At 72.6% G+C, this 21,405-nt stretch carries 23 protein-coding genes; 15 read left to right on the top strand and 8 right to left on the bottom strand.

Features of this window, described 5'->3' with window-relative positions; genetic code table 11:
• Positions 1–6: 6 nt before the first annotated feature.
• On the top strand, positions 7–1,362 hold the full coding sequence (locus IF28_RS0101400; protein WP_051713560.1) for a hypothetical protein: 1,356 nt from the start codon (positions 7–9) through the stop codon (positions 1,360–1,362).
• A 223-nt stretch (positions 1,363–1,585) separates the two neighbouring features.
• Here IF28_RS0101400 and IF28_RS35970 read toward each other — a convergent pair whose 3' ends face one another.
• Positions 1,586–2,560, bottom strand: coding sequence for a sulfite exporter TauE/SafE family protein (locus tag IF28_RS35970; RefSeq protein WP_078620795.1), 975 nt, complete (start codon positions 2,558–2,560; stop codon positions 1,586–1,588).
• Between IF28_RS35970 and IF28_RS0101415 the strand changes: the two genes are divergently transcribed.
• From IF28_RS0101415 to apgM, 4 genes are all read left to right on the top strand, one after another.
• Positions 2,561–3,550 (top strand): Ldh family oxidoreductase, encoded by a 990-nt coding sequence (locus tag IF28_RS0101415; RefSeq protein ID WP_051713561.1) that lies wholly within the window; start codon positions 2,561–2,563, stop codon positions 3,548–3,550.
• Between the two features lie 123 nt (positions 3,551–3,673).
• A complete protein-coding gene (locus IF28_RS0101420) occupies positions 3,674–4,744 on the top strand; it encodes a hypothetical protein (RefSeq protein ID WP_030212552.1) in 1,071 nt (356 codons plus the stop codon).
• A gap of 45 nt (positions 4,745–4,789) precedes the next feature.
• Positions 4,790–5,704, top strand: a complete 915-nt coding sequence (locus tag IF28_RS0101425) for a PLP-dependent cysteine synthase family protein (RefSeq protein WP_030212554.1) — start codon at positions 4,790–4,792, stop codon at positions 5,702–5,704.
• Positions 5,701–6,942: a 2,3-bisphosphoglycerate-independent phosphoglycerate mutase gene (gene apgM / locus IF28_RS0101430; protein ID WP_051713562.1), complete on the top strand. Its 1,242-nt coding sequence runs from the start codon at positions 5,701–5,703 to the stop codon at positions 6,940–6,942. Before IF28_RS0101425 ends, apgM begins: the two co-directional genes overlap by 4 nt.
• 113 nt (positions 6,943–7,055) lie before the next feature.
• On the opposite strand, the gene msrB is transcribed toward apgM, so the two are convergent.
• The 4 genes from msrB to IF28_RS0101450 all read right to left on the bottom strand — a co-directional run bounded on the left by msrB (position 7,056) and on the right by IF28_RS0101450 (position 10,409).
• Complete coding sequence (gene msrB / locus IF28_RS0101435; RefSeq protein ID WP_030212559.1) at positions 7,056–7,463, bottom strand: peptide-methionine (R)-S-oxide reductase MsrB; 408 nt, start codon at positions 7,461–7,463, stop codon at positions 7,056–7,058.
• A gap of 14 nt (positions 7,464–7,477) precedes the next feature.
• Positions 7,478–8,866, bottom strand: a complete 1,389-nt coding sequence (murC, locus tag IF28_RS0101440; RefSeq protein WP_030212562.1) for a UDP-N-acetylmuramate--L-alanine ligase — start codon at positions 8,864–8,866, stop codon at positions 7,478–7,480.
• A gap of 101 nt (positions 8,867–8,967) precedes the next feature.
• Entirely contained in the window at positions 8,968–9,441 is a 474-nt protein-coding gene (locus IF28_RS0101445; protein WP_030212565.1) for a hypothetical protein, read from the bottom strand.
• Between the two features lie 200 nt (positions 9,442–9,641).
• Positions 9,642–10,409, bottom strand: coding sequence for a pyrimidine reductase family protein (locus IF28_RS0101450; RefSeq protein ID WP_030212568.1), 768 nt, complete (start codon positions 10,407–10,409; stop codon positions 9,642–9,644).
• A gap of 37 nt (positions 10,410–10,446) precedes the next feature.
• Here IF28_RS0101450 and zapE point away from each other — a divergent pair, with 37 nt between their 5' ends.
• The 3 genes from zapE (at position 10,447) to IF28_RS0101465 (ending at position 14,044) form a co-directional block, all read left to right on the top strand.
• Positions 10,447–11,541, top strand: a complete 1,095-nt coding sequence (gene zapE, locus IF28_RS0101455; protein WP_030212570.1) for a cell division protein ZapE — start codon at positions 10,447–10,449, stop codon at positions 11,539–11,541.
• 215 nt (positions 11,542–11,756) lie between these two features.
• On the top strand, positions 11,757–12,560 hold the full coding sequence (locus IF28_RS0101460; protein ID WP_037892298.1) for a slipin family protein: 804 nt from the start codon (positions 11,757–11,759) through the stop codon (positions 12,558–12,560).
• A gap of 89 nt (positions 12,561–12,649) precedes the next feature.
• Complete coding sequence (locus IF28_RS0101465; RefSeq protein WP_030212577.1) at positions 12,650–14,044, top strand: PhoX family protein; 1,395 nt, start codon at positions 12,650–12,652, stop codon at positions 14,042–14,044.
• Positions 14,045–14,099: 55 nt separating this feature from the next.
• On the opposite strand, the gene IF28_RS0101470 is transcribed toward IF28_RS0101465, so the two are convergent.
• Positions 14,100–14,585 carry an SRPBCC family protein gene (locus tag IF28_RS0101470; protein WP_030212580.1) on the bottom strand — a complete coding sequence of 162 codons (486 nt, stop codon included), beginning with the start codon at positions 14,583–14,585 and terminating at the stop codon, positions 14,100–14,102.
• Complete coding sequence (locus IF28_RS0101475) at positions 14,582–14,953, bottom strand: ArsR/SmtB family transcription factor (protein ID WP_030212583.1); 372 nt, start codon at positions 14,951–14,953, stop codon at positions 14,582–14,584. The genes IF28_RS0101470 and IF28_RS0101475 overlap by 4 nt, the downstream gene beginning before the upstream one ends.
• Positions 14,954–15,038: 85 nt before the next feature.
• Between IF28_RS0101475 and IF28_RS0101480 the strand changes: the two genes are divergently transcribed.
• The 4 genes from IF28_RS0101480 (at position 15,039) to IF28_RS0101495 (ending at position 18,449) form a co-directional block, all read left to right on the top strand.
• A complete protein-coding gene (locus tag IF28_RS0101480; protein WP_030212586.1) occupies positions 15,039–16,562 on the top strand; it encodes an FAD-dependent oxidoreductase in 1,524 nt (507 codons plus the stop codon).
• Between the two features lie 89 nt (positions 16,563–16,651).
• On the top strand, positions 16,652–17,488 hold the full coding sequence (locus IF28_RS0101485; RefSeq protein WP_030212589.1) for a polysaccharide deacetylase family protein: 837 nt from the start codon (positions 16,652–16,654) through the stop codon (positions 17,486–17,488).
• Between the two features lie 19 nt (positions 17,489–17,507).
• Entirely contained in the window at positions 17,508–17,693 is a 186-nt protein-coding gene (locus IF28_RS0101490) for a hypothetical protein (protein WP_030212591.1), read from the top strand.
• 33 nt (positions 17,694–17,726) lie between these two features.
• Positions 17,727–18,449: an aminoacyl-tRNA hydrolase gene (locus tag IF28_RS0101495; RefSeq protein ID WP_030212593.1), complete on the top strand. Its 723-nt coding sequence runs from the start codon at positions 17,727–17,729 to the stop codon at positions 18,447–18,449.
• 40 nt (positions 18,450–18,489) lie between these two features.
• Here IF28_RS0101495 and IF28_RS0101500 read toward each other — a convergent pair whose 3' ends face one another.
• Positions 18,490–18,756 carry a hypothetical protein gene (locus tag IF28_RS0101500; protein ID WP_234324826.1) on the bottom strand — a complete coding sequence of 89 codons (267 nt, stop codon included), beginning with the start codon at positions 18,754–18,756 and terminating at the stop codon, positions 18,490–18,492.
• Between the two features lie 568 nt (positions 18,757–19,324).
• Here IF28_RS0101500 and IF28_RS0101505 point away from each other — a divergent pair.
• The 3 genes from IF28_RS0101505 (at position 19,325) to IF28_RS0101515 (ending at position 21,390) form a co-directional block, all read left to right on the top strand.
• The gene (locus IF28_RS0101505; RefSeq protein WP_030212596.1) at positions 19,325–19,936 is read left to right on the top strand and encodes a hypothetical protein; all 612 of its coding nucleotides are present in this window, start codon (positions 19,325–19,327) and stop codon (positions 19,934–19,936) included.
• A 204-nt stretch (positions 19,937–20,140) separates the two neighbouring features.
• Complete coding sequence (locus IF28_RS0101510) at positions 20,141–20,785, top strand: hypothetical protein (RefSeq protein WP_051713564.1); 645 nt, start codon at positions 20,141–20,143, stop codon at positions 20,783–20,785.
• A gap of 11 nt (positions 20,786–20,796) precedes the next feature.
• Positions 20,797–21,390, top strand: a complete 594-nt coding sequence (locus IF28_RS0101515; protein ID WP_051713565.1) for a hypothetical protein — start codon at positions 20,797–20,799, stop codon at positions 21,388–21,390.
• The last annotated feature ends 15 nt before the right edge of the window (positions 21,391–21,405 follow it).

Raw genomic sequence — 21,405 nt, forward strand, 5'->3', positions numbered from 1 at the left:
GGCGGCGTGAACCGCGATCTCCCCCGTACCGTCCCCCGCGGCCGTACCGCCCCTCGCGGCGGGCTCGCCCGTGATCTGTCCGCCGTCGGGGCCGCCGCCCTGCTCGTCCTCGCCGCCGCCCTGATCGGCACCCGGATCCAGGACCGTCACGGCACGCTGTACGTGAACTGGCCGCCGCTGGTGGGCGACTGGATGCCACACACGGGTCCGGGCACCCCGGCCGCGGTGGTGGTCGCCGCGGCCGTCGTGGCGTACGGGCCCGCCCTGGCCGCCCGGCTGTCCTGGCGGCCCCTGCTGCTCGCCACATGGGGGGCGTCCCTGGCATGGACCTGGTCGCTCGCCCTCGTCGACGGCTGGTCGCGGGGTGTCGCCGGGCGACTGACCGGCAAACACGAATATCTGCGGGTCATCGACCGTTTCGGTGACATCCCGGCCGCGCTGCGGGACTTCGACGGACACATCCTCCTCGACAGTCCGGACAACTGGCCCGCGCATGTCGCCGGGCATCCGCCGGGCGCCACCCTCACCTTCGTCCTGCTGGACCGGATCGGGCTGGGCGGCGGCGGCTGGGCGGGCGCGTTCGTCATCACCGTCGGCACCACGGCGGCGGTCGCGGTCCTGATCGCCGTACGCCGGCTCGCCGACGAGTCGCTCGCCCGCCGTGCCGCGCCCTTCCTCGTCCTGGCCCCGGCCGCGGTGTGGGCGGGCGCGTCCGCCGACGGCTATTTCACGGCGGTGACCGCCTGGGCCGTCGCGCTGCTCGCCCTCGCCGTGACCGGACACCGCCCCGCGTGGACCGGCCTCGGCTCGGGACTGCTGTTCGGGCTCACCGTGTATCTGTCCTACGGGCTGACCCTGTTCGCGGTCATCGGCGCGGCGGTACTGCTGCTGGGCAGGCGGCGGCTGCGGGTGCTGCCCTGGCTGGTCGCCGGGTTCCTGGTGGTGCCGGTGGTCTTCGCCGTGCTGGGCTTCGACTGGTGGGAGGCGTACCGCCTGCTCGTCACCCGCTACTACCAGGGTGCGGGCGGGGTACGGCCGTACGGGTACTGGGTGTGGGCGAACCTCGCCTGCACGGTGCTGATCACCGGCCCGGCGACGGTGGCCGGGCTGCGCAGGGCCGCGGGCGCGTTCGGGGACCGGGGTGCCGGCGCCCGGCTCGCGGTGCTCGTGGCGTCCGCGCTCCTCGCCCTGCTGATCGCCGATCTGTCCGGGATGAGCAAGGCGGAGACGGAGCGGATCTGGCTGCCGTTCGCCTTCTGGCTGCTCCCGGCGGCCGCCTTCCTGCCCGGCCCGCGCGCCTGGCTGGCCGGCCAGGCGGTCCTCGCACTGCTGCTGAACCACCTGCTGCTCACCGGCTGGTGAACCGGCCACGACGGACGGGCGGCGCCGGACACGGAGCCCGGCGCGCAGAAGCCGTACGCCGGCGCACCGGCCACAGGCGGTTCCACGGGCTGAGCGCGAGAGCCCGCGGGTGCTTCACCGCGGCCGGGCCGATCGAGGCGCCCGCCGTCCGCTCGGGCACGCGCCCCCGGCCGGCGCCGTGCTGGGGACGCATCGGCGGACCACGCCCGGTGAGGGAGCGGCCTCACCACAGGAGAGCGCCCTTCACCGTCGTCGCCAGTGCTCCCGCCACCGCGATGACGATCACCGCGCGGTGGGCCGCCTTGTCGGGGACGCGGCCGGCCAGGACGTGGCCGAGGGCGAGACCGATGCCGACGGCCGCGAAAAGGACCGCGCACTCCACGGGGTCGGGCAGTTCCTGGCCATCCTTGAGAACGAGTGCCAGGGCCGCCTGGCCGGCGAAGTTGAGCTGGGCGGTCGCGGCGAAGCCCGCCTGCCGCCAGGCGGTGGCCAGGGCGTAAACGGTGAGCGCGGGGCCCCCGACGCCCGCGGTGGCGGTCATGAAGCCGGAGGCGGCTCCGGCCAGGCTCGTGAGGGCGGGATGCGGGCTCGGGTCACCGCAGGGGGCGCTTTTCGGACCGTGCGCGGCGGCAGGCTCCCCCGGAACGGGCCGGCCCGTCCCGAAACCCTCCGCGCGACCGCCTCCGGTGGTCCGGTCGCGCCCGGCGACACGGTCCGCCCGGGAGTTCCGGACCACCCTCCAGATGGCGCCGGCCAGGCCCAGCAGCGTCAGCAGGCCGATCACGGTCTGGAGCGGCCCGGCTGAGAGGGTCCTGGCCACCCAGACTCCGGGAAGCACCCCGAGCAGTCCGAACGGGACCAGGGCGGCGGCCCGCCGCGGCTCCACCTCACGCCACGACACGGCGAGCACGGAGCCCGCGACGAGCAGGGCGAGCAGGTTCGCCAGCACGATCCCCTGGTACGGACCGCTCATCAGGGTCAGCAGCGGTGCGGCGATCAGGGCGAACCCGAGACCGGTCATCCGCTGGCTGACCGCGCCCACGAGGACGACCGCCGCTGCGGGTATCAGGACGGAGGTGATGGCGCATCCTCCAGGTGAAGGGCGCGAACTGGCTCGGACGGCAGAAAGTACTGTGCGGTACACCCCTATCGTAGGCGGGGCGTGACGAGCCGGGATCAGATGCGGACGGGGTGTCATATGCGTGTTGCGGTCGCGGAGCTGACCGAGGCGGTCGCCGGGAAACTGACGCGTGCGGGGGCCTCCGCCCGTTCGGCCTCGGTGACCGCGGAGGCCGTCGTGTACGCCGAGGCGTCGGGCATCGTGTCCCACGGGCTGGTCCGGGTACGCCCGTTGGCCGAGCAGTTGCGCAGCGGGAAGATCAACGGCGCCGCGCTGTTCACACCCGTCGCGAAGGGGGAGGTCCTGCGTCTGATCGACGCGGAACACGGACTCGGGTATGCGGCGGCGGCCGCGGCGACGGAGGCCGTGATCGAGGCCCTGGAGTCGTCACCGATGGCCGTGGCGGCCGTTTCCCGGTCCCATCATTTCGGTGTGGCGGGGCGCTACACCGAGCGGTTGGCGGCTGCCGGCCATGTCGGAATGGCGCTGAGCAGCACCTTCGGGGCCATCGCGCCCATCGGGGGCGCGGCGGCGCTCCTGGGCAATCCTCCGGTGTCGGTGGCGGTGCCGCGCCGGGGCGACGACCCGGTGGTCGTCGACCTCGCCCCCGCGGTCACGGCCCGGGGCCGTATCGCCGCCGCGGCGGAACACGGGGAGCCCATCCCGCTCGGCTGGGCGCGCGACGAACACGGGGAGGCCACCACCGATGCGGCTGCGGCCATGCGCGGCACCCTCGAGGCGATCGGCGGCGACAAGGGTGTGGTCCTCGCGATGCTGGCCGACGTGCTGGTGGCCGCTCTCACCGTGTCCGACCTGCCCGGCGAGGCGTCCTCGGTGTTCACGCCGGACGGACCGCCGCCACGGCTCGGGCACGTGATCATCGGGTTCGATCCGAAGGCGTTCGGAGTGGACGCCGAAAGCCGGACGGAGGCGTACGTCGCGGCGCTGGGCGCCGGCCGGACGCGGATGCGCGTGCCCGGCGGGCGACGCCGCGAGAGGCGTGCGCAGGCAGCCGAGCACGGGGTGGAGGTGGCGGCCGGGAACTGGACGTATCTCACGGGAGAATAGCGGGAGTGGCGGGATTCCGGCGGGCCGGCCGCCACGTCGGCCGAGGGCCGTGAGGCTGTCTTGTGCCGTGGACCGGGCGCTCGCATACTGCCGTTGACACATCGGGGGACACGGGGAGGGGATGTGTCGCGCGACTCCGGCGAGGGCGGGTACCGGGCACGGCACACCTTCGCGTTGTCCTGCTGGGTGCCCCGGACGCGGATGCACATCGACGAGATCGCCGAGGTCAACGGCCGGCTCTCCTGGGGTCCCGGCCGACTCGTACGCCACGCGGACGGAACGCTGCACTGGCCCGGACGGCGTTGTGACATCGACGGTCTGATCTGCCGTGAACTCAGCTTCACGCTGGCCACGGACGGACACCTCTTCATCACGGGCCACCTCGGTGAGCTCGGCACCGGCGTCGACCGGCGATCGGTCCTCGGTCGGCTGACCGAATGGGCACACGCCCGCTACATGGAAGTCCTCGCCAGCTGGACCGCGCTCCACTCGGATGTGCTGGCGGGGGCCGTGGAGGTCGGCAGGGCCGGCGTACTGGGCGCCGTGCACGGAGACACGCTGGGCGTATACGCGGCGGACGCGGGAGTGATCCCGGACGGTCCGCTCACGCTCGACCAGATACGGCCACTGCTCCTGATCGCGGCCTGCCGCCGGTTCGTCTATTCCACGACGGCGCAGTTCCGGGCCCTGGACCGCGAGGCGAAGGCGCTGCGCGAGGCCGCCACCACCGGCGGTGTCGACCAGGTCGAGCGGCTGTCCGTCCTGGCCAACTCGCGCATCGACGGCAGCAGGACCGCGCGTTCGCGCTTGGAGATCGCGGTGCAGACCCTGCGCAACCAACTGGAGAACCATCCCGAGACCACCGCCCCGGTCCGTCAGGAGTTCCTCGACCTGATCCTCGTCGCGGAACACATGGCGTCCGTATGGCAGACCAAGGAGACGAATCTGGAGTGGGTCGTGCAGCATGCCGCGCTGCGTGTGGGAATCGCGGAGCGCAGGGCCACCCGTTCCTTCACCGCCGCCGTGTTCGCGGTCGCCGTCGTCGCCGTGATGCGTGACATCGTCGACTCGTCCCTGAACGCCGGGATCATCGAGTGGTCGATGTACCGGGTGCTCGTGCTCGTCCTGAGCAGCGCGGCGGTCGTCGTCCTCTCGTACCTCCTGTATCTCGTCGCCAAACGATTCATCCGCTGATCCCGTGACACGTCCACGGCAGGCCGACGACCGAGGAGACCGCCTTTGACGACGTGGCATCCCGACAAGCTGCCCGGCCCCTTCCAGGCCCTGGGCAACACTCCTCTCGTAGCCGTCACTCTGACCACTCCGGCCGGACGCGCCGTCCGCGTCCACATCAAACTGGAGGGGCTCAACCCGAGTGGCAGCGTCAAGGACCGGGCGGCCGTCTCCATGATCAAGGCGGCGATCCGGGAGGAGCGGCTGCGGCCCGGGCACGTGCTCCTCGATGCCTCCAGCGGGAACATGGCCGGCGCGCTCGCCACGTACGGCCGGGCGCTCGGCGTCGATGTCCATGTGGTGTGCAACGACACCATCACCGAGGCGAAAAGACAGATGATCGAGCACTTCGGCGGATCGGTCATCGTCAACGACGAGGGTCCGTACACCTACGACGGTTACCGGAAGTGTCTGCGTCTCCTGACGGGAGGTCACCGGGCGTACTGCTTCCTGGACCAGCTGCACAGCCCGCACAACCCTGCCGCGCACGAGCACGGAACCGGACCTGAGCTCCTCAGCCAGTACCCCGACGCCCGGCTGATCGTCGGATCGCTCGGTTCGGGCGGTACCGTGCTCGGCGTCGCACGCGCCGTCCGCGCCGCCGGACACCCTGCCGCGCTGGCCGCCGTGAGCAGCGTGTCCGGCAGCAGGCTGCCCGGCGTGGGCGCCTTCGACGACGGCGACTACCGCACGCCCTTCATCCGGGAGTTGCGCGCGGGCGCCCTCGTCGGCCATTGGCCGAAGGTGACCAGCGCATCCGCTGCGAGGACCCTTCGGCAGGTCACCGCGGCGGGGCTGCTGTGCGGGCCGCAGACGGGTGCCGTCGTGAGCGCCGCCCTGGACCTCGCCGACGAACTGGACCTGGCCGAGGGCATCGTCGCGGTTTCCGGCGACGCGGGCTGGAAGAACTGGACCCCATGAGGCAGGGCGCGGCGGGGAACGGAGACCGGGCCGAGGCGCGTGGCCCGGACGAGGGGAGCCGGCGGGCGGGCGGCCGGTGCCGGTATCTCGTGTGCATTCCCGACGGCGCCGCGGACGATCCGTCGTCCGCGCTCGGCGGACGCACCCCTCTCGAGGTCGCCTCCATGCCCGTCCTGTCCGCTCTCGCCCTGGCCGGACGACGGGGCGAGGCACGCACGATACCCACCGGCATGCCGGCCGCGTCGGACGTGGGCATCATGGCGATCCTCGGCTACGACCCCGCCGTTCACCACACCGGCCGCGCGCCCCTGGAAGCCGCGTCGCTGGGCGTCCCGGTGCGTGCCGGCCGGACGGTGTTCCGGGCCAATCTGGTGACGGTCGACGACGACGGCACCATGGTCGACTTCTCGGGCGGTCACCCGCCGCCGGACCTGGCACGGCAGGCCGTCCGACTGCTGCAGGACCGCCTCGGTGGTGAGGCGACGTTCCACGCGGGTCTCGGCTACCGCAACCTGATGGTGGCGCCACGCGCCTGGGGCGGCGCCGTGTGCGTACCGCCGCACGACACCGTCGGCCGTGTCGCGCCCGCCCCCCGCGGTCCGGGCGCGGCCGCGCTCAGCCGTGTGATGGCCGCCTCGCGCACCGTGCTCGACCCGCTGCCCATGGCGGCGAACCAGATCTGGCTGTGGGGCCAGGGCACGCCGCTCCGGCTTCCCGCCTTCCGGCACCGGTACGGAGTCGGGGGAGCACTCGTGGGAGCCGTCCACGTGGCACGGGGGACGGCGGTCGCGGCCGGGCTGACCGTGCTCGACGCGCCGGGGGCGACCGGCTGGTACGACACCGATTACGCCGCGAAACGCGATACGGCGATCGCCGCGTACCGCTCGGGGGCGGACGTGGTGGTCGTCCACGTCGCGGCGACCGATGAGGCCGGGCACGCCGGTGACCTCCGGGCGAAGACCGCCGCGCTGGAGGCCTGGGACCGTCAGATCCTCGACGGCCTGACCAGGTACCTGGCCGCCACCGGCCGCTGGAAACTGCTCTGGATACCCGACCATGTGACCTCGACCGAGCTGCGGGCGCACACCGACGGGCCGGTCCCGTACGTCGTGTACGACTCGGCCGGTCCGGCCCCCTGCGAGCCGCATCGCGGACGCCGCGGGCCCGTGCCCGCGCACCTGCTGCTGCCCGCGGTTCTGGGACTCCCCGCAGCGGCGGCCGGGGCGCGCGTGCGGTGATACCCGGCGGGCCGGCCCGCAGGAGCGGTGCGCTCTCCCGGCCCGTCCGCCGGCACCATGACGTGCCCGGTGCCGGCGGGTCCGCCCGCCGGCTCCGGTCAGCCCTGCTCCGGTCAGCCCTCGGTGGGCCGCAGCGTCAGCGAGATGCTGTTGATGCAGTACCGCTGGTCCGTGGGCGTCGCATAGCCCTCACCCTCGAACACGTGCCCGAGGTGGGAACCGCAGCGGGCACACCGCACCTCGGTGCGGACCATGCCGTGCGTGCGGTCCTCGATCAGCTCCACGGCCTCGGTGTCCTTCGGGTCGTAGAAGGACGGCCAGCCGCAGTGCGACTCGAACTTGGTGCCCGAGGTGAACAGCTCGGCACCGCAGGCGCGACAGGAGTAGACGCCCGTCGTCTTCGTGTCGGTGTACTCACCGGTGAAGGCGGGTTCCGTGGCCGCCTGGCGCAGAACGGCGTACTCGGACGGAGACAGTTCCGCGCGCCACTCCTCGTCCGGCTTCTCGACGTCGTACGTCATGAGACTCGAACCCCTTACTTCGTCAGACGGTCCAGGATCCGCGGGCCGAGGTCGGTGACATCGCCCGCTCCCATGGTGAGAACCAGATCACCGGGCTTCGCCATTCCCGCGACCACCTCGGGGATCTCCGCCTTGTCGTGGACGGCGGTGACGTCGGCCCCGGCCGCCCGCGCCGCTTCGACGATCAGCTCGCTGGTGACGCCGGGGATCGGGTCCTCGCGGGCCGGGTAGATGCCGAGGACCACCGACGCGTCGGCCAGGGACAGCGACTGCCCCATCTCCTTGCCCAGCTCGCGGGTGCGGGAGAACAGGTGGGGCTGGAAGACGACGAGGATACGGCCGTCGCCGGCGGCGGAGCGCATCGCCTCCAGGTCGGCGGTCATCTCGGTCGGGTGGTGCGCGTAGGAGTCGACGACCTGGACGCCGGCCGCCTCGCCCTTGAGCTGCAGGCGCCGCTTCACACCGGTGTACGCGGCCAGCGCGGGCGCCAGCTCGGTGGCGGGGATGCCGAGCGCCACGCCGGCGGCGAGCGCGGCCACCGCATTGTGCGCGTAGTGCCGGCCGGGCACGGACACGGTGAACGTGAGCGGGGCGCCGTCGAACTCGACGGTCACCTCGCTCTTCAGCCCCTGCGGGACGACCGACAGCACCCGGACGTCGGCGTCGTCGGACTCGCCGTACGTCACGGTGCGCACCGATCCGTCCAGCCGCCGGGTCAGCTCGCGGGCGCCCTCGTGGTCCGCGGAGATCACCAGGGTGCCGCCGGGCACGATCCGGCCGACGAACGTCGAGAAGGACTCGTGGATCTCCTCCATGGACGCGTAGTTGGCGTGGTGGTCCAGCTCCACGTTGAGGATGATCGCGACCTCGGGCGCGTACGTGTGGAAGCTGCGGTCCGATTCGTCCGCCTCGGCGACGAAGATCTCGCCCGTGCCGTGCAGCGCGTTGGAGCCGGGGGCGTCCAGGTCGCCGCCGATCGCGTACGACGGCTCGCGGCCCAGCGCGGTGAGGGAGACCGCCAGCATGGAGGTGGTGGTGGTCTTGCCGTGGGTGCCGGCCACCGCGATCGGGCGCAGGCCGTCCATCAGGGCGGCGAGGGCGTCGGAGCGGTGCACCACCGGGACACCGAGCTCGGCCGCCCGCACCAGTTCGGGGTTGTCCTCGCGGATCGCGGACGATACGACGACACAGCTCGCGTCGTCGGCGAGGTGCGCGGCGGCGTGCCCGATGTGCACGGTCGCGCCGAGGGCGCGCAGGGCGTCGGCGGTGGCGGAGTCCCTGGCGTCGCTGCCGGCCACCTTCGCGCCGCGCTGGGCGAGGATCTTGGCGATGCCCGACATCCCGGCGCCGCCGATGCCGATGAAGTGCGGTCGGTCCATGGCGGTAGGAAGGCCGGGTGCCATGCGTGTTCTCCCAGTGGTACGACGAGCGGGACGGCGGTCTTCGCGCCCTCGCCGGACGAACCGGGGAAAGCCGGGGAGAGCCGGGAGCGCGCCGCCCCAGCCTATGCCTTGCTGTGGGAGAAGAGTTTCAGCACCGGCACCCCGACCTTGTGGCGGGCCCGGGAGGCCCAGTCGCGGTGGAAGAACTCCTCCACGTAGTGCGGATCGGTCAGGACGATCACCTCGTCCGCGCCGACCTCCTCGACCATGGCCCTGAGCGCGTCCAGCGGGTGGTCGGCGATGAGCCGGCCGTCCGCCGTGTCGCCGGTGGCGCGCAGCGCCCGCAGGGACACCTCCAGGGCCTGCTCCCCCATGTCCTGGGCGTCCTCGCCCTCGGGGGTCTCGCCCTCGCGGGCGGCCTCGTCGATCTCGCCGAGTGCGACGTCGTCGATGGCTCTCAGCAGCCGGTCGGCCTGTTCGCCGCGTGGCTGGAGCAGCACATGGAAGGAGACCGGCTCGTCGCCGTGCAAGGTGGTGACGAAATCCACGTCGGCGGACGTCAGGGCCTTCTCGATCATCAATACGCTGGTGAACACCACGCGCCCCTTCTCCTCGGAGGACCCGCGGGCCCCCTCTCCGCTCCGCGGGCCGCGCCGGGCCCCCGGGGAAACCATCCTGCCCCGCGTGTGCGCACGGGTACTGCCGGATTCAGTGTTCCCTCTTCCCGCACCGGCCGGACCGATGTGTTCCGCCGATCACCGGACAAGCGGCCCCCATCGGGCGCCCGCCCCGGACGTCAGGACCGCTGGTAGCGCGTGAACAGGAAACCGTCCTCCTCCAACATCGACTTCAGCGTGAAACGCCGCGGAAGTGTTACTGAGGGTCCACCGGCAATGCGCTGAGCGTCACCCGCGGTGAGTATCGGTGCGAGGGTCAGACAGATCTCGTCCAGTACCCCGGCCGCGATCAGCTCGCCGAGCAGTCGCGGCCCGCCCTCGGTCAGCAGCCGGGTGTGTCCGAGGTCGGCGAGGGCCCGTACCGCCCGCGCGGGGTCCACCGCGGTCCCCTCCCCCGCGACGACCACCCGGGCGCCCGCCGCCTCGGCGGCGGCGACCCGGTCCGGGGCGGCGGCGGCGCCGGTCAGCAGCAGCGTCGGCACGAGGGGGGAGGTGAACAGCGGCAGCGAGAAGTCCAGGTCCAGGCTCGCCGTCACCACGGCGATCACGGGCGCGGGCCCCTGTCCGGCGGCCTCCCGCGCGGCGGCGAACTCCGCACGCGCGCGTGCCGGACGGTAGCCCTCCTGCCGTACGGTCTGCGCGCCGACGACCACGACGTCGGCGAGGGCCCGCAGCACGCCGAAGATCCGCATGTCGGCCGGGTGGGAGAGGGGCTGCGAACGTCCGTCGTGCTGGGCGGCCCCGTCGAGCGTGGACACCATGTTGGCCCGCAGCCACGGCTCCCGCCCCCCACCGGGATGGGCATAGGCGGCGGCGAGCTCGGCGAGCCCCCACTCACGAACGGCCGTCTCGTCGGTCACATCGGTCACGGGGAACAGGCGTCGCATGTCAGGCAGTGTTCCACGGCCCGTAGCATGGGGGACCGTGTCGTCCTCCTCCGCCGCTTCCCGTCCCGGTCCGATAGCCGACGTGGCCCCGCTCTCGCTGTGCGCGCGTGAACCGCGCGTGCCCGCGGACCGGCTCGTCGCCGAGATGGTGCCGCCGCCGCGGTTCGACTCGGTCCGCTTCTCCACGTACATCCCGGACCCGGGCCGGCCGAGCCAGACCGAGGCCGTGGGCGTCCTCGAGGGCTTCGCGGCGGGCCTGACCGGCGGGGCGGGCGGCGATCCGGGCCGGCGCAGGCTGTTCGGCTTCGGCAAGGCGCCGAAGCGGACCCCGGCAGGTCCGCGCGGTGTCTACCTCGACGGCGGTTACGGCGTCGGCAAGACCCACCTGCTGGCCTCCCTGTGGCACGCCACCCCGGCCGAGCCCGCGCTCAAGGCGTTCGGCACGTTCGTGGAGCTGACGAACCTGGTCGGCGCGCTCGGCTTCCAGCAGACGGTGAAGACGCTCTCCGGGCACCGGCTGCTGTGCATCGACGAGTTCGAGCTGGACGACCCGGGCGACACCGTGCTCGTCTCCACCCTGCTCGGGAAGCTGGTCGAAGCCGGTGTGGCGCTCGCCGCCACCTCGAACACGCTGCCGGGCAAGCTCGGCGAGGGCCGGTTCGCCGCCGCCGACTTCCTGCGGGAGATCCAGGGCCTGTCGGCCCACTTCCACGCGCTGCGCATCGACGGCGAGGACTACCGCCACCGGGGTCTGCCGGATGCTCCGGCCCCGCACTCCGACGAGGTGGTGACCCGCACGGCGCACACCGTGGAGGGCGCCTCGCTGGACACCTTCCCCGACCTCCTCGACCACCTCGCACGGGTCCACCCCAGCCGCTACGGCGCCCTGACCGACGGCCTCCGCGCGGTCTGCCTCACCGGCGTACGCCCGGTCCCGGACCAGTCGACGGCCCTGCGCCTCGTCGTCCTGGCGGACCGCCTCTACGACCGCGAGATCCCGGTCCTGGCCTCGGGCCTCCCCTTCGACCGGCTCTTCAGCGAGGAGATGCTGAACGGCGGCTACCGCAAGAAGTACTTCCGAGCCATCTCCCGCCTGACGGCACTGGCCCGGGACGCGGGAAGGCTCACATAAGAAGCACGGGGACGGCGGCCCCGCAGGGGCGCGGGACCGTATCGATCTGCGGCTGCGCCGCGCGGGCGCGGAACGGGGGTCCGGGGGCGGAGCCCCCGGGGACGGGACGGGAAGGTGCGGCGGGGGCGAAAACGCACCCTTCCACCGTGGCCCCACCCACAACACCGGGCATATCGTTGCAATAGCAGCCGAAGACCTCTGACCGGGAGGTCGACATGCTCGACGAAATCCTGACCGCCGCCGCGGCGACCGCCGCCGCCACCGCCACCTACCTCGTCGCAGCGGCCCGAGTCGTCAAACAGTACGAACGCGGCGTCGTCTTCCGCCTCGGCCGCCTCCACGGCGACGTACGCACACCCGGCTTCACCCTCGTCGTCCCCGGCGTGGACCGCCTGCACAAGGTCAACCTGCAGATCATCACCATGCCGGTGCCGGCCCAGGAAGGCATCACCCGCGACAACGTCACCGTGCGCGTGGACGCGGTCGTCTACTTCAAGGTCGTGGACGCCTCGGCGGCGATCATCAACGTCGAGGACTACCGCTTCGCCGTCTCCCAGATGGCCCAGACCTCGCTCAGGTCGATCATCGGCAAGAGCGACCTCGACGACCTCCTCTCCAACCGCGAGAAACTCAACCAGGGCCTCGAGCTGATGATCGACAGCCCCGCGATCGGCTGGGGCGTCCAGATCGACCGGGTCGAGATCAAGGACGTCTCCCTCCCCGACACCATGAAGCGCTCCATGGCCCGCCAGGCCGAGGCCGACCGTGAACGCCGCGCCCGCGTCATCAACGCCGACGCCGAGCTCCAGGCCTCCAGAAAGCTCGCCGAGGCCGCCCAGCAGATGTCGGACACCCCCTCCGCCCTCCAGCTCCGCCTGCTGCAGACCATCGTCGCCGTGGCCGCCGAGAAGAACTCCACCCTCGTCCTGCCCTTCCCCGTCGAACTCCTCCGCTTCCTGGAACGCGCCCAGCAGCCGGACCACGCCGTGGAACCCGGCCACAGGCCCGACGGCGCGTGACACGAGCTACGCGCGTGGTTCCCGTGACCCGCACCAGGTGATAGACACGGCGGGTCACAGTTCCTGTCCGCCAACAGGAAGGTTTCCCCATGCCAGAAACCGGGTCCACCACCGGCTCCCCCGCGACACGACGTGAACTGCTCGCCCGCTCCGGCGCCCTCGGTGCCGGCATCGCCTTCACCGGCGCCCTCTCCGAACTCTTCACCGGCACCGCCGCCGCGCAGAACCTCGGCCACGCCGGCTACGGCCCCCTGATCCCCGACCCCGACGGCCTGCTCGACCTGCCGAAGGGCTTCCGCTACAAGGTGCTCTCCCGCGAGGGCGACCCGCTGCGCTCCGGCGAGGGCCCGGTCCCCTCCAACCACGACGGCATGGCCGCCTTCGCCGGCCGCCACGGCCGTATCCACCTGGTCCGCAACCATGAGAACCGCGCGAGCGGCAGAGTCCCCGTGCCGGTGATCGAGGGTCTGACCTACGACCCGCAGGGCAAGGGCGGCTGTACGGCGCTGACCCTCGACCACCACAACCGGGTGCTGTCGGAGCGGGTCGCGATCGCCGGTACGGCGGTGAACTGCGCGGGCGGGCCGACCCCCTGGGACACCTGGCTGACCTGCGAGGAGACCGAGGACCGGGCCGGCACCAACGGCTACACCAAGGACCACGGCTACATCTTCGAGGTCGACGGCGCCGACCCGCGCCGTACCGGCGCCGTACCGCTGACCGCGATGGGCCGCTTCCAGCACGAGGCGATCGCCGTGGACCCGAAGCGGGGCGTGGTCTACGAGACCGAGGACGCCTTCGAGCGGCCCTTCGGCCTGTTCTACCGCTTCCTTCCGAAGAAGCCGCTGGGCGGCACCGGTTCGCTGCGCGCGGGCGGCCGGCTCCAGGCGATGCGGGTGCCCGGGGTGCCCGACCTGTCCTCGATCCAGGAGATCGGCGCCCGCTTCGACCACATCGAATGGGTGGACGTACCGGACCCGCAGGCAGCCGAAACCCCGATCCGCCACCAGGACTTCGGCGCGAAGGGCATCACCCACGCCCAGAAGCTGGAGGGCTGCTACTGGGGCGGGAGCTCGGTCTACTTCGTCTCGTCGTTCGCCCACAGCGCCGAGGGCTCGGCGGCCGACCACTACGGCCAGATCTGGCGCTACGACCCGGACCGGCGCCGCCTCACCCTGGTGATCGTCTTCGGCCCGGACACCGACGTACAGCTGCCCGGCGAGTCACCGGACAACATCTGCCTCGCGCCCAGCGGCGGCCTGATGGTCTGCGAGGACGGCAACGGCGCCCAGCACGTCTACGGCGTCAACCGGCGCGGCGAGGTCTACGCGATGGCGCGCGGGAGGCAGAACATCGGCACGCCCGAGGAACCGGAGTGGGGCGAGTTCGCCGGCGTCACCTTCTCCCCGGACGGCGACACGATGTACGTCAACTGCTACACCCCCGGCACGACGTTCGCCGTGACGGGCCCCTGGCGCAGGTAGCGGGGCGACGACGACCGGGGCGGAGGGCGGCAGGCCCTCCGCCCCGGCGCCGGACTCAGTTCGCGAGGAGGCCGTCCATCTGGCCGACGGCCTGGGTCATCCCCTCCACCATGCCCATCTCGGCCAGCTGCTCCATCTGCTCGCGGGTGTCGAAGACGGAACGCAGCTCCATCCGGGTGCCCTCCCCGTGGCCGGTGAGCGTCATCCGTACCTCGGTGGTCGGCATCTCCGGGTTCGGCTTACCCTCCTGGTCGGAGAAGCCGTCGGTGAACTCGAGGGCCGTCGGCGGGGTGACCGAGGAGATCCGCCACCAGCCGCCGTACTTCTCGCCCTCCGGGCCGGTCATGTGGTACTTCATGCCGCCGCCCGGTGTGAGGTCGTGCTCCTCGAAGGTCGCCGGGTAGCTCGGCGGCCCCCACCAGCGCTCCAGCAGCCGGGGGTCGGCCCACAGCTGCCACACCCGCTCCACGGGGGCGGCGAAGTCGGCGACGAGGGTGAGGGTGAGGGCGTCGACGTCCTTGTCCACGCTGGTGACAGTCATCGGTCCGGTCCTTTCGCAGGGGTGCCGGGGCCGGCGGCCTCCGTGAGCAGACCGGACATCCGGTCCACCCGGGCCCGCCAGGCCGACTCCAGTTCGTCCAGTGCCCGCCGGGCGCGGGCCAGCGCGTCGGGGTCGGTGCGTACGAGCTGCTCCCGTCCGCGCCGCTCCTTGCCGACCAGTCCGGCCCGCTCCAGCACCGTGACGTGTTTCTGCACCGCGGCGAAGCTCATCGGATACGCCGCGGCCAGACGTGACACGGACAGCTCACCCCGGCCGCAGCGACGGAGTATGTCCCGCCGCGTCGCGTCCGCCAGGGCATGGAACAGCCGGTCCACGCCGTCGGTCTCGTCCAATCCATCTACAACCATTTGGTTGTACGTTAATCCCGTACCGGCCGCCCCGCAAGGGGAGGGTCGCGCCACTGAACCCGGCGCACGCGGGTACTCAGCCCGTATGACGGAGAACCAGCAGGTCAGCGGCTCGTACTGGCTGGAGACCGCACCGGACGGCCGATACCCGGCACCGACCGGGGATCTCGAGGTCGACGTGGCCGTCATCGGCGCGGGCGTCGCCGGTCTGTGCACGGCCCGGGAGCTGGCGCGGGCCGGGAGGACCGTCGCGGTGCTGGAGGCCGGGCGGGTCGCGGCCGGTGTCACCGGACACACCACGGCCAAGGTCACCGCCCTGCACACGCTGATCTACGACAAGCTGAGCCGGACCCGGGGCGCCGAGGGCGCGCGGCTGTACGCCCGTTCGCAGTCCGAGGCGATCGAGCACACCGCCCGGGTCGTGGCGGAGCTCGGCGTCGACTGCGAGTGGGAGCGCCGGAGCGCGTACACCTACGTCCGTGACGCGGACCGGGTGGAGGAGTTGCGCGCGGAGGCGCGGGCGGCGCGGGAGGCGGGGCTGCCGGCCTCCTTCGTGACCGAGACGGGCCTGCCGTTCCCGGTCGCGGGCGCCGTCGAGGTGACGGGGCAGGCGCAGTTCCATCCGCGCAAGTACCTGCTGGCCCTGGTCGGCGACATCGTCGCGCACGGCGGGCGCGTCCACGAGGACACCACCGTCACCGGTCTGGAGGAGGGCACGCCGTGCCGGCTGTCGACGGCGGCCGGGACGACGGTGACGGCCCGGGACGTGGTGGTCGCCACCCACTACCCGGTCTTCGACCGGGCGCTGCTGTTCACGCGCCTCTCCCCGCGCCGCGAGCTGGTCGTCGCGGGTCCCCTCCCGGCCGGCCGGGACCCGGGCGGGATGTACATCACCCCGGAGGAGAACACCCGCTCGGTGCGCACGGCTCCCTACGGCGAGGACGGCTCCCGCCGCTTCCTCGTGGTCACCGGTGAGCACTTCACGCCGGGCACGGGCGACCCGCGCGCCCTCTTCGGCCGGCTCTCCGCCTGGGCCCGCACCCACTTCCCGGACGTGGAGCTCACCCACTCCTGGGCCACGCAGGACAACGATCCCACCGACACCGTGCCGCTCGTCGGCCCGCTGCACCCGGGCGCCCGGCACACCTACGTCGCCACCGGTTTCGGCGGCTGGGGGCTGAGCGGGGGCATGATGGCCGGCCTGCTCCTCACCGCGCGGATCACCGGGGAGGAGTGCGCGTGGAGCGAGCTGTACGACCCGCGCCGGCTGGCCTCCGCCGTGCGTGAGGCGCCGTCCTTCCTCAAGCATCAGGCGCAGGTGGCCAAACACTTCGTCGGCGACCGGCTGCGTCCGGCACCGCCGGCGGAGGCGCTGCCGCCGGGCGAGGGCGCGGTGGTGCGCACCGAGGGCGGCCGGCTCGCGGTGTACCGCGACGACGCCGGCACCCTGCACGCCGTCTCCGCCCGCTGTACCCACCTCGGCTGCCTGGTCGCCTTCAACGCGGCCGAGCGCGCCTGGGAGTGTCCCTGTCACGGCTCCCGCTTCGACACGGACGGCAAGGTCGTCCAGGGCCCGGCGACGCGACCGCTGGAGCGGCGCGACATCTGATCCGGGACGGGCGCCCACCCGGGTGAGACCGGCTCCGAACCGGCCCTACAAGCCCAGGAACGTACAGAAACCACTCATATCGTCATACGGTGATCACTCTCGTACACCGATCAGCCGCCGTATGCCTCCTGGCCACCGCGCTCGCCGCCTGCGGCACCACCCGCCCCGCCCCGCAGGCACCGCCCCGCCCGGCGCCCTCCGCTCCCCCGGCGCCGCCCACGCTCGCGCCGGGCCCGTCCGGACTCACCCCGGTCTTCCGGCACGGGCCGCGCACCGGTGGCAGGACCGTCGCCCTCACCTTCGACGCCGACATGACCGCCGACCAGGGGCCGAGGGCTGCGGCGGGCGAGCGCTTCGACCATCCGCGGCTCATCACGACCCTGCGGGCGCTGAAAGTGCCGGCGACGGTGTTCATGACGGGCCGCTGGGCCGAGGAGTACCCGGACCAGGCCCGCTCCATCGGCCGGGACCCGCTCTTCGAGGTCGCCAACCACTCCTACAGCCACTACGCGTTCACCGAGGACTGCTACGGCCTGCCGGCCGTCCCCGCGGACCGGATGCGGGCGGACGTGGAACGGGCGTACGACGTCTTCCGGAAGGTGGGCGTGCCCGACGCGAAGCCGTACTTCCGTTTCCCCGGCGGCTGTTACGACCGTACGGCGCTGAAGGCGCTGGCCCCGGCCGGGGTGACGGCCGTGCAGTGGGACGTGGTGGGCGGCGACGCGTTCGCGACGGACGCGGAGGCGGTGGCCGCTCAGGTACTGGAGGGCGTACGCCCCGGCTCGGTGGTCGTGCTGCACTGCACCCGCAGCGCCGCCCCGACGACGGAACGGGCCGTACGCGAGGCCGTTCCGGAGCTGCGCCGCCGGGGCTACCGCTTCGTGAAGGTGTCGGACCTGATCGCGGCGGCCGACGGCCGGGGCTGAGCCGTCCTACGCTGGAGGCATGAGCGACACCGACGACGACTACTGCCTGATCGACGCGTCCCGGCCGCCGAAGGCCGACGGCCCGCCGTACGCGGCCTGCGTGCTCTGCCAGGAGCCGACGGAGTACCCGGAGTCGTACAAGGGCATCACGATGTGCCCGGTCTGCGAGTGGCGCGAGGCCGAACGCACGTCCTGCTCGGGCTGACGGCACTCCCGCGCGGGTTGGCACACTGTCCTCGTGAGCGACAACCGAACGTCTTCCGCCGACAGCCCCTTCCGCCCCGACCCCGGCGCCCGCGACGAGGCGCCGCAGTTCGTCCTGCCGCTGGTGGTCCGCATCGAGCGGGCGGCGCCCCCGGCCCGTACGGACGCCCTGGAGACGGCGGCCCGCGCGGTACTGGCGATGCTGACCGACGAGCGGTCGGTGGGTGACGGTGAGTGGGCTCGGGCGATGCGCGACTGGCAGGACGCCCGGATCCGCAAGGTGGTGCGCCGGGCACGCGGTGCGGAGTGGCGCCGCGCGGAGGCGCTGGACGGCATCACCGTCACCGGCAAGTCCGCGGAGGTCCGGGTCTTCCCGCCGGTGCCGCTGGACGGCTGGCCCAAGGACCTGGCCCGGCTCCAGGTCTCCGGTACCGACCTGGACGACCCCGAACCCGTACCGCCCGCGGACCCGGCGGTCCCCGTCCTCTGGCTCAACCCCGGACTCGGCATGTCGGCCGGCAAGGCCATGGCGCAGGCCGGTCACGCCGCCCAGCTGGCCTGGTGGGAACTGTCCGACGAGGCCCGCACGGCCTGGCACGCCGCCGGCTTCCCCCTCGCGGTCCGCACCGCCGCCCCGGCCGACTGGCCCGCCCTGACGGCCGCCGGCCTCCCCACGGTCCGCGACGCGGGCTTCACGGAGATCGCCCCCGGCTCCAGCACGGTGGTGGCCGACCACCCGGCGCTGCGCGGACGGTGAACGCGGGCCGCCTGACCGCCGCCGCCGTGCCCCCGCGGCCTCACAGCCGGTAGCGGGCCCGGTCCAGGATTCTGCGGATTCCCCGGCGGCTGTGGTGCAGCGTCCTGGAGAGGTCGGCGATGATCACCATCGACTCACCGAACTGACGTAATAAGTCGGGCGAGTCCGGCTGCCATGCGGCGGGGTGCTGCTCGCCGACCGCCCGGCACTTGTCGACGAGTTCCGTCATCAGGCGGTGGAACGCCTCGACATCGTCGCGCGTGAAGTCATCGGTGTGCAGCGTCGCTTGCGGTCTCAACGGATTCACCGGAATTTCCTCGAGGCGGGTCGCCCATGCCTACTCGAACTCGCCGGCCATGGCACTCACCGCGTGTCACGGGTGGAAGTGGTGCTGGGGCACCGGGTGTGAGGCCTGGTGCCCCAGCCGAGGTCGAGGACGGACCGCGCGGCCTTCGGCGGCGCGGTCCTGCTGGCGTCCCGACCCGACCCGGCCCGAGGACGGGATCCTTGGACCGGGCGCTCTCTCAAGGGGGTTTTGAGGCGGTGCGGATCCGGCGAGCGAAGGTGCCCGTGCTCCCCGGATGCGGTCAGCGGTGCCTGCGCCATCGTCGTTCTCCTTCTCAGGGCCGTCGGCGGCCCGCTCGAGGGTCATGGGACAGAGCACGGCGCGGGCCGGCCCTCCCCCAAGCCTGGCCGGCCCTTCGCACGGGACCGATCCTCGTAGAAGCCCCCGCACACTGTCAACATCTGTAAACACGCGGAGAGTTGGGACGCACGTCGTACGAGCGCCGGTCAGCCGACTGCGCCGGGCCGTGAGCCGGGATAGCCTCGTGTCACCACCCTCCGGAGCACTGGACACCCTGGGAGAGCGACTGGTGACGGATGCCGCATCGGCGGACGACGCGTTCACGGCCGTACTGGCCGAGGGTGACCGGCTCCTCGGCGATCTCGGGCTCACCTGGGACCGTCTCCTCGATGTGGGCGCCGTCGGCTTCGCCACCGGCGTCACACCGGAGCGGGTCGCCGCACGGCTGGCGGGCGGGCCGGCGGACACGGCCCGCAGGCCGTTCAGCGAGCGTCTGCTCTTCCTGAAGCGGACCCGGCTGGACGCGCGGGGCAAGGAGTACTCGACGCGCGCGATCTCCGCGGGCACCGGCCATGCCGTGTCCCAGGGAGGAGTGCACCACCTGCTGTCCGGCCGGAACGAGCCGGGCCGGGAGGTCGCCGCCGCTCTGGAGCGCTTCTTCGGGGTGCGGGTGGGATGGTGCTCGCTCAGCGAGGGCGAGGCGCTGGCTTCGTATGTCGGCCCGCTCGTGCGGCAGTTGAAGACCGTGAAGATGCTGGCCGATCTGCAGGCCCGCGGTGTGCGGTCCATCGCGGCCCGCAGCGCCCCGGGCCACGCCGAAGGGCCGGAGCTGCTGGAGGCGCTGCTCCCGACGCTGCTGGCGGAACTCGGGCCGGACCGGCCCCCGGCGGCGGACGGATGAATCCGTACGGCGCCCGCGCGCGCCGATTCCCGTCGCGCCCAAGCTGATTCCCGCGTCCCACGTGTGCGCGGCCGAACACACCGGACTGCGGCGGTTTCCGGACGTCAACCGGTCTTGATATCGCCCGCAAATCCTCTTGAAGTCCCCTGTTCGGTGGCTATCGTTCACTGCGGACGCCGGTAGCCGACAAGAGGGGATCCGCAGGTGCGAGCACCGCGTGCGGCCCTCGCCACGACCCTGAGCCGCATCGACGGCCTGCTCCTTGATCCCGGCCGGACGCGTGGCGACGTACTCGACATCGGCGGGCTCCATCGGGAGACGGGAGTCCCGCCCGATGTGATCACCGGGCTGCTGCGCGGGGAAGAAGTGGCCGAGGAGCCCTTCGGTGACCGGGTCCGCCACCGCATCCGGCATCTTCGTGACACGCGCCGCCGCCCGGACGGAACACGTCCGTCCTATCAGGAGATCGCCACGTCGTTCGGCCTGTCGGGCGCGGCCATCTCCGCGATCGTCAGGAGCAGCGCGCAAGGTGGTCCTCTGGCCGCGACGCAGGCCGGCATCGAGACGTACTTCTTCGGCAGACCCAACGGATTCCTGTCGGTCGAGGCGGTACCCGCACTCGACGCGGCACTGCAGCCCGTACTCCGACGGCTGCGGCTCGAGGCGCGGTCGGCGGCGGGACGGACCCCGGCGTCCGGGGCCGCCCGGCTGTCGGACCACGACGACGTCCGGGGCATCGCCCTGAGACGGGCGCACGCCCTGCCCGAGAAACAGTGGCGGGTCCTCGACGCGGCACTGACGGCGCTGCTCGAGCAGGAACAGGACGACGAGGGCGAGGACGAACGGTGAGATCCGGCGCCATGACCATGCGACGCCTCAATGCCCGGCTGATCGCCGCGCTCGACGTCCCGGACCGCGACGAGGACCTGGTCGCCGCGGTCGGAAGGGCCTCCACCGAGGTACGTGGCCGGCCCGTCCGGCTGCGTGCCGTGGCGTTTCCGCCCGACACCGCCAGCGGGGTGTGGATCGACTGCGCCGAGTTCGACCTCCTGGCCTACGAGAAGCACACCGATCCCGGCCACCAGCTTGTGATCATCGGCCATGAGCTCTGGCACATGTTCCAGGGGCACCGGTCCTCGCTCACCGAACACGGGGCGATCGCCACGCGCGCGCGGAACCCGTCCGCCGCCGGGTCCCTGGAGCACCTCGTCACCCTGCTGTCGGAGGGGGAGGCCGACGCGTCGCCGGTGGTCGGGCACGGCGACCTGGGGCTCCATGTCGCCATGCGGGCGGACGCCGGCGAGGCGCATCAGGAAGGAGAGGCCGAGATCTTCGGTGTGCGCTTCGCGACGACCGTGCGCACCGCCCTGACGGAGGCCCGCTCGTCGGCGGACCTGGAGGATCTGGCCGGCCGCATCCGGGGGTCGCTGGCGCACCGCATCAGAGGGTTCTGACGCGTTCCCACGACA

The sequence above is a fragment of the Streptomyces sp. NRRL WC-3626 genome, from assembly GCF_000718785.1.
Lineage (GTDB): Bacteria > Actinomycetota > Actinomycetes > Streptomycetales > Streptomycetaceae > Streptomyces > Streptomyces edwardsiae.

What these genes read in the sequence shown, in the direction of transcription:
- IF28_RS35970 (WP_078620795.1), bottom strand. Translation starts at nt 2,560, where the DNA reads ATGACACCCCGTCCGCATCTGATCCCGGCTCGTCACGCCCCGCCTACG.
- IF28_RS0101415 (WP_051713561.1), top strand. Translation starts at nt 2,561, where the DNA reads ATGCGTGTTGCGGTCGCGGAGCTGACCGAGGCGGTCGCCGGGAAACTG.
- apgM (WP_051713562.1), top strand. Translation starts at nt 5,701, where the DNA reads ATGAGGCAGGGCGCGGCGGGGAACGGAGACCGGGCCGAGGCGCGTGGC.
- msrB (WP_030212559.1), bottom strand. Translation starts at nt 7,463, where the DNA reads ATGACGTACGACGTCGAGAAGCCGGACGAGGAGTGGCGCGCGGAACTG.
- murC (WP_030212562.1), bottom strand. Translation starts at nt 8,866, where the DNA reads ATGGCACCCGGCCTTCCTACCGCCATGGACCGACCGCACTTCATCGGC.
- IF28_RS0101450 (WP_030212568.1), bottom strand. Translation starts at nt 10,409, where the DNA reads ATGCGACGCCTGTTCCCCGTGACCGATGTGACCGACGAGACGGCCGTT.
- IF28_RS0101460 (WP_037892298.1), top strand. Translation starts at nt 11,757, where the DNA reads ATGCTCGACGAAATCCTGACCGCCGCCGCGGCGACCGCCGCCGCCACC.
- IF28_RS0101465 (WP_030212577.1), top strand. Translation starts at nt 12,650, where the DNA reads ATGCCAGAAACCGGGTCCACCACCGGCTCCCCCGCGACACGACGTGAA.
- IF28_RS0101470 (WP_030212580.1), bottom strand. Translation starts at nt 14,585, where the DNA reads ATGACTGTCACCAGCGTGGACAAGGACGTCGACGCCCTCACCCTCACC.
- IF28_RS0101475 (WP_030212583.1), bottom strand. Translation starts at nt 14,953, where the DNA reads ATGGTTGTAGATGGATTGGACGAGACCGACGGCGTGGACCGGCTGTTC.
- IF28_RS0101480 (WP_030212586.1), top strand. Translation starts at nt 15,039, where the DNA reads ATGACGGAGAACCAGCAGGTCAGCGGCTCGTACTGGCTGGAGACCGCA.
- IF28_RS0101490 (WP_030212591.1), top strand. Translation starts at nt 17,508, where the DNA reads ATGAGCGACACCGACGACGACTACTGCCTGATCGACGCGTCCCGGCCG.
- IF28_RS0101515 (WP_051713565.1), top strand. Translation starts at nt 20,797, where the DNA reads ATGACCATGCGACGCCTCAATGCCCGGCTGATCGCCGCGCTCGACGTC.